Annotated in this window: 8 protein-coding genes; 6 read left to right on the forward strand and 2 right to left on the reverse strand. The window is 33.6% G+C overall.

Features of this window, described 5'->3' with window-relative positions:
• From FZ949_RS08980 to FZ949_RS09805, 6 genes are all read left to right on the forward strand, one after another.
• Positions 1–844 (forward strand): anaphase-promoting protein (locus tag FZ949_RS08980; protein WP_222862787.1); only part of this gene is annotated, 844 nt, incomplete at its 5' end.
• Positions 841–1,380, forward strand: coding sequence for a hypothetical protein (locus tag FZ949_RS08985; protein ID WP_103580160.1), 540 nt, complete (start codon positions 841–843; stop codon positions 1,378–1,380). The genes FZ949_RS08980 and FZ949_RS08985, both read left to right, overlap by 4 nt.
• Positions 1,381–1,389: 9 nt before the next feature.
• Positions 1,390–3,141: a GspE/PulE family protein gene (locus tag FZ949_RS08990; RefSeq protein WP_148790361.1), complete on the forward strand. Its 1,752-nt coding sequence runs from the start codon at positions 1,390–1,392 to the stop codon at positions 3,139–3,141.
• On the forward strand, positions 3,138–4,376 hold the full coding sequence (locus tag FZ949_RS08995; protein ID WP_103579980.1) for a type II secretion system F family protein: 1,239 nt from the start codon (positions 3,138–3,140) through the stop codon (positions 4,374–4,376). The genes FZ949_RS08990 and FZ949_RS08995 overlap by 4 nt, the downstream gene beginning before the upstream one ends.
• A 21-nt stretch (positions 4,377–4,397) precedes the next feature.
• Positions 4,398–4,898, forward strand: coding sequence for a PAS domain-containing protein (locus FZ949_RS09000; protein WP_103579979.1), 501 nt, complete (start codon positions 4,398–4,400; stop codon positions 4,896–4,898).
• Positions 4,899–5,392: 494 nt separating this feature from the next.
• A complete protein-coding gene (locus tag FZ949_RS09805; RefSeq protein WP_410369086.1) occupies positions 5,393–6,160 on the forward strand; it encodes a methyl-accepting chemotaxis protein in 768 nt (255 codons plus the stop codon).
• 9 nt (positions 6,161–6,169) lie between these two features.
• On the opposite strand, the gene FZ949_RS09010 is transcribed toward FZ949_RS09805, so the two are convergent.
• Together FZ949_RS09010 and FZ949_RS09015 are read right to left on the reverse strand one after the other, a co-directional pair.
• Entirely contained in the window at positions 6,170–6,664 is a 495-nt protein-coding gene (locus FZ949_RS09010; protein WP_103579977.1) for a SixA phosphatase family protein, read from the reverse strand.
• On the reverse strand, positions 6,664–7,341 hold a 678-nt coding region (locus tag FZ949_RS09015; RefSeq protein WP_148790365.1), incomplete at its 5' end, for a ferritin-like domain-containing protein. The genes FZ949_RS09010 and FZ949_RS09015, both read right to left, overlap by 1 nt.

Consider the following 7,341-nt stretch of genomic DNA (forward strand, 5'->3'; position numbering starts at 1 on the left):
GCTCTATGAAGAGTATGAAAAAAAGAATAAAAATAGCTTTTTAAAATTGTTATCACATAAAAAGCTAGGTCTTTTGATAATTACGATCTTGCTAATTGCTTTTATCTTTGGTGCTTTTTTATTTTTCTCAAATGCTAAAAACAAAAAAGAGACAACTAGTACTCCAGCTTTAGTTGAGAAAAATTTGACAATACAAACAGATATAAAAGAAAAAAACATAACCTTTGCTGAAACTAATGTCAGCAAAAATATTTTAGAAGATGGCAAACAAAAAAGCGAGCAGGCAAAAGAGAGATTTGAATCAGATAAGAAGCAAGATGAGCTTGCTGAGAAAATAGCTAAAAAGCTAGAACAATCCATAAAGCTAAATGAAGACAATAAAGAGCAGACATCAGATAAAAAACAAAGAAGTGGTGGCGGTTGGTTAAAGCTAAATTTACCAACTGAAAATGAAAATATACAAAATGAACAGTCTCTACCAAATGAAGAGATAATAGAATTAGAACCAAAGGCAAAGCCAAAAATTGATATTCAAATTTCAAGTGAAAACAATGAAATTTCTATGCTAAAAGAAAATTTTAATAAAAGCAAAAATCCAGAAATCGCCCTTAAAATAGCAAGAAAATGCTATCAAGATAAAAGATATATCGACACTATAAAATGGGCACTATCGGCGAATAATTTAGATAGTAGCATTGAGGAGTCTTGGGTAATGTTTGCCAAAGCAAAATATATGCTAAAACAAAAAGATGATGCCTTGCGTGTGTTAGAAGAGTACAATAAAAATAAAAATAAGCCAGAAATAAATGAGCTAATAAAAAAGATAAAAAGTGATACGCTGTGAAATTTTTAATTATGATATTTTTATCATTAAATGCTTTTGCTCTTGGAGCATTTGAAATAAAAAACTTTTTTGAAAAAGCTGACTATCCTAAAATTTGTAATCAAAAAGTACAAGATTTTTTAAAAGATTCACAAAACGAAGAGCTTCTTAATATCTTTGGCATATCCTGCTTAAAAATAAATGACATAGATAGGCTTGCTCTTCCGGCAGGCAAGCTATCAAAAACACAAAGCTCAAGAGAAAATGCGGCGTATTTTGCTGATATTTTACTCAAAAAAAAGTTACTGCTTCATGCTATTTTAGATGGAACTGACATAAGCTACATCAGGCTTCCAAAAAGTGATTATATACTTTCATTTATATTTGACAAATTTGTCAAAAAAGAATATGTTGAAGAGCTTGGCGTGTTTATATTTGAAGAGCCAAACTCAGATACAAGATATGAGCTAAGTACATCTTTAGGTGCAAATTTTCCAAAAATGGTATTAAAAATTTTTAAAAATGACGATCTTACTTCGCAGATTGAGTATAGATAAAGAGAAGAGATGAATAATTTAGAAAATTTAACGCTAAAAACATTAGAGCAACTTAATAAACTAAATGATGAGCAAATTTTAAAGATTATAGAGATAAAAAAGATAAATAAAAAAAGTCTTTTGGCTATTTTGCTTGAAGAAAATATGCTAGAAGAAGAGATTTTTTTTGAAATTCTATCTGATATTTATAGAAGAGGACACACTGACATTGATGAAATTTCAACTAGTCTTCAGATAGATCAAAAGCGCTTCATTCAATATGTATGTGATAAATTTAAAATCACATTTTTTGACCTTGATGATATAGATATCGACTACCGTATCAGTGAAAAGCTAAGCACCTCGCAGCTAAAATCATATAATGCGATCCCTGTAAAAGAAGATGAGATAAGCGTTTATGTAGCTTTTAAAAATCCTTTTGACGTGATCATTCAGGATAAAGTTCAAAATTTATTTAACAGAAAGCTATTAAAAGTATCTTGCGCTGATCCAGCCCAGATAGAAAAATATATAAACAAAATAGCTCTTAATGAAAGCATTAAAGACGTTATTACAGAGATCAGAAAAGAGCTTTCAAGCTCTAGCAGTCAAGGGCAAAGCACAGAAAGCTCTGGAATTTTAAAGCTAATTGAGATAATTTTAAAAACATCTATTCAAAGCAGAGCGAGCGATATTCACATCGAGCCAACCGAAACAAACTGCATTGTAAGAAGCAGGATAGATGGCATGCTAAGCGAGACATTTATATTTGATAAAGATATCTATCCGCCGATGGTAAGCCGAATGAAGCTACTTTCAAATATGGATATCGCGGAGCGCCGCCGCCCACAAGATGGTAGATTTTCAGCTCAAATTTTAGATAAAGAGTACGATTTTCGTATCTCTACGCTACCTATCTTAAATGGTGAGAGCATAGTTTTAAGAATTTTGGACAAATCAAAAGTTATCATAAACATTGAAGACCTTGGTATGCATCCAGATAACTTTGCTAAATTTAAAAAGAGTATGAAAGCGCCTTATGGCATTATCCTGGTTACTGGTCCGACAGGATCAGGAAAAACGACTACACTTTATGGTGCATTAAATGACATAAAAAGTGTAAAAACTAAGATTATTACCGTTGAAGATCCGGTCGAGTATCAGCTAAATATGATCCAGCAAGTACATGTAAATGAGAAGGCTGGACTTACTTTTATCTCGGCTCTTCGCTCTATTTTAAGACAAGATCCAGATATTATTATGATAGGTGAGATCAGAGATCAAGAGACGCTTAGGATCGCAATTCAAGCGGCACTAACTGGCCACTTGGTTTTTTCTACACTTCATACAAATGATGCTATTAGCGCTTTACCTCGTATGGTTGATATGGGTATTGAGCCATATCTAGTAAGTGGTGCACTAGTTTGCATTGAGGCTCAAAGGCTTGTAAGAAAGCTTTGCCCGTATTGCAAACAAAAAGTCACGCTATCTCAAAAAGCTCTTGATGAGATTAAGAAATTTCTCCCTGAAGATTATCAGTTTTATAAAAGCGTAGGTTGCCAGCACTGCTCGCAAACTGGATATCTAGGGCGTGAAATGATAAGTGAGATATTATCTATCAGCGATCATATAGCAAGTATAGTAGCAAACAACGCTTCAAAAGAAGAGCTTAAAAAGGCCGCCTATGACGAAGGCTTTATAGATATGTTCCATGATGGCGTTATACGCGCAGCAAATGGTGTAACAACAATCGAAGAAGTATATAGAGTTGCCAAGATATGAAATTTTACGAAATAGAATACATAAAAGATGGCAAACGCCAAAAGATGAGCCTAAAGGCTAATAGCAAAAATGATGTAAAAAATCGTGCAAATATCCAAGGCATGATAGTAAAGATAAAAGAAACTCAGGTTTCAAGTATCAACAATGATTTTTTAGACTTGCAAGAAAAATTTAACAAAATATTCTCTTCTTCAAAAGTAAAAATTCCAGCTCTAGTCGCTACCATAAGGCAACTTAGCGTTATGACTAATGCTGGTATATCAATACATGATGGCATAAAAGAGACAGCAAATGCTACTGAGGATAAAAGGCTAAAAACAATATTTCAAACACTAGATGAAGACCTAAATCAAGGTGCAAGTTTAACTCAAAGTATAGAAAATTTTCAAGAAGAGCTAGGCGATGTCACTGTCGCTATGGTAAGGCTTGGAGAGAGCACTGGTAATATGGCTGATGCATTATCAAAGCTAGCTGCTATCTTGCAAGAAGTCTGGGATAACCAACAAAAATTTAAAAAAGCTATAAGGTATCCAATAACCGTAATATGCTCTATAATTTTGGCTTTTATTGTGCTTATGACATCAGTTGTTCCACAATTTCGAGAAATTTTTAGCCAGCTTAATGCCGATCTCCCACTTCCTACTAAAATTTTACTAAACATTGAATACATAATGAGCAATTACGGTATATACATAATAGTTGTTCTTGTCGCATTTGCTTTTTTGCTAAAAAGGCAATATTCAAATGATGAAAATTTTAGGGATAAGGTCGATAAATATCTACTAAAAGTCTATCTTGTGGGCAAAATAATATTTTTTGCAAATATGAGTAGATTTAATCTAATCTTTACAGAGCTTGTTCGCGCAGGACTTCCTATCGCTGATGCGCTAGATACTGCCGTTGTAACTGTTTCAAATCAAGATATAAGAAATAAGCTAACTGCTGTAAAAGTACTGGTTGGCCGTGGCATAAGCTTAACCGAGGCCTTTAGGCAAACTGGACTTTATGAGGGTATGCTTATACAGATGATAGGTGCTGGCGAACAAAGTGGTAGCTTAGACGACATGACACAAAAAGTTACTGATTATTATAGAGTGAAATTTAATGATATTATTGATAATATTTCAAACTATATTGAGCCGATACTACTAATATTTATCGCAGCTATGGTGCTTTTGCTCGCTCTTGGTATATTTATGCCAATGTGGGATATGGCAAAAGCTGTTAAAAATTAAATCAACATTTAAAGGAGTAAAATGCCTATAGAAAGAGAATATGGCGTTGATGAGAACGCATTTTTAGTTTCAAAAACAGATACAAAAGGAAGGATCACTTATTGCAACGAGCCTTTTTTAAATATCGTAGGAGTAAAACAAGGCGATCTCTTGGGAAAGCCACATAATATAATAAGGCACACTGATATGCCAAGAGTTATTTTTAAGCTACTTTGGGAACGTATACAAAACAAAGAAGAAATGTTTGCTTTTATTAAAAATAAAACTCTTAATGGCGGATACTACTGGGTATTTGGCAATATCACCGCCTCTTTAGATCAGCAAGATAATGTAGTTGGATATTATTCTGTTAGACGTAAACCAAATCCAAAAGCGATAGAGACCATAAAACCACTTTATGCAAAATTACTTGAGCTAGAACGAGATGGCGGTATTGAAGCGTCTAAAAAATATTTATTAAAATTCTTAGAAGAAAAATCAACAAGCTATGATGAATTTATAAACAACTTACAAAGGTTCTAGATATGTTTAAGAAAAAATCAAATGCAATAAATGAGATTTTAAGTGTTGTCAAATCGGCAAGCAATGGCATACTAGAGCCTCGTATTGTAAATGTTGGAGAAAAGGACGAGATGTATGAAGTCGCCCTTGGCATAAATGATCTATTAGATCAGGTTGAGGCGCTTCAACGTGAAATTTCAACCTCAGTCCAAGCTGCACAAAACTCAAAAACATATAGAAATATATTTGTAGAAGGGTTTAGGGGTTTATTTAAACGAAATGCCATATCTATGAGCAAGGGTGTCACAGGTATAAAAGACGGCCAAAAAAGCAAGGTTAGAGGTCTTCTATCAAGCGAGCTTGACAAACTTGGAAACGGTATAAATGGTATAAATTATGTAAGAGATGATCTAAATGAAAGTATCAAAAATTTAAGCCAAACAGCAACAGATGCCAAACAAACTGCACAAACAGCAAAAGAAAATATGTCTAATATCGCCGAGCTTAGTCAAAATATGGGAGAGCTTGATGGTCTAGTACAAAGCTGCTCGAATGCTACTGGCATGCTAAGCACTAGGGCTTCTGAAATAAGCTCTGTTTTAAATTTAATAAAAGATATTGCCGATCAGACAAATCTGCTTGCTCTTAATGCCGCCATTGAAGCTGCTCGTGCAGGAGAGCACGGACGTGGTTTTGCTGTAGTTGCTGATGAGGTAAGAAAGCTAGCCGAAAATACACAAAAAGCCGCAAGCGACATAGAAGTCAATATAAAAACACTTCAGCAAGAGGTAAATGATATCGATGAAAATTCTAAAAAAATCGATGAAATTTCTAAACTAACGACACAAAATGTAGAAAATTTCAAAAAGGTATTGAGCGAGTTTAATGCAAACGCACAAAATACTGCTCAAACATCAAAATATGTCGAAAATAAAACCTTTGCCATAATCGCAAAAATTTCGCAAATTGCCTACAAAACTAAAGTGTACTCTGACCTTATAAACGAGCAAGGATACAGTGAGGAAATACGTGATTTAGCGCAAAGCCTGCTAGATTGGTATGAGAACGAGAGTATAAGCGAACACAAGCAAAATAAAAATTTTGATAAGTCAAAAGAGCTTACAGCGTCGCTAAATAATGAAATCAAACTCTTGCTCGAGAAGTCAGCCTCTGGCTACAACGAACAAAATTTAAATTATTTTGTTGATAAGTCTAAAAAAATAGAAGATCTAAGCGAGCAAATTTTTACTTCATATAACGAAATTTTTAAAGATAAAAACTAAAGTGTTAAATTATCTTTGATGTTTTTTGGGGTGGTCAAAAAATAACGCTTTTGCACCACCCTCTTTTAACTCACTAAATTTACATCCAAACTCAACACAAAATATTCCAGAAGTTGGGATATTGTCTATTGATGAATCGCTTAAATACTCGCAAATTTCAGTTATGCTTGGATTGTGCGTGATGATAAAAATCTCATCCAAACTCTCATCTATATTTTTGACAAATTTTAAAAGATCTTCAAAACTTATATCATAAAGCTCATCTATAAGATCAATCTCTTCTTTAAATTTTAAAGTTTTGGCAATAATCTTTACTGTTTGCTCGCACCTTTTAGCGCTGCTTGAAAAGATAGCCCCTGGCATCACATCATATATTTTTAGTCTGTTTGCCATAAATTTAGCGTCTTCTTTGCCTTTTTGACTAAGCTCTCTTAAGGCATCTTTAGCTCCGTCTTTATTCTCATCAACCGCTTTTGAATGTCTTATGAAATAAATTTTACTCACTATCTCTCCTTTGAGAAATTCTTTATCAAACAAAGCTCTTCTTTGCTAAATCCAGCTTTTAAGCGATCTTGCTCATTGATCTCTCTAACATTTTTAAATGAATTTGGATATAAACTTAAGATAATGTCAAAGTAGCTATTTTCATCAATACCCTCTTTTTTACAAGCAAATTTAAACCACTTATCGCCCTTATAAACGTGAGAAACTTCCTCTTTTAATATGACTTTTAGGCACTCTATCAGCTCTTCATTTCCACCCTCACCTTCAAGCCTTTTTATAATATGAGCGTTTGCATCAAGCCCATTTGCCTCCATATATCTTGGCAGTAGCGCCATACGGTTAGTTAGACTATCTGAAGTCTTTTGAAGTGCGATAAAAAGCCCATCATGCACACTTAGCTCGCCGTATCTACCGTCTTGTTTTAAGAGCAAATTTTCTATCATACAAAAGTGTCTGATCTCATCTTCAGCCACTTCTAGCCAGTCTTCATAAAATCCTCTTGGCAAATTTCTAAATCTATAACAAGCATCAAGCGCGATATCAATAGCACTAAATTCAATATGAGCTACTGAATGGATAAAATTTAAATTTTTATCCTTTGGCTTTACTTTTTTGTTTAACTCTTTCATGCTAACTACTTCACAAAATTTTGCATAGCTAGGCATTATTAGCTCATT

Origin of the sequence: Campylobacter concisus, from assembly GCF_902460545.1 — a bacterium.
GTDB lineage: Bacteria > Campylobacterota > Campylobacteria > Campylobacterales > Campylobacteraceae > Campylobacter_A > Campylobacter_A concisus_AE.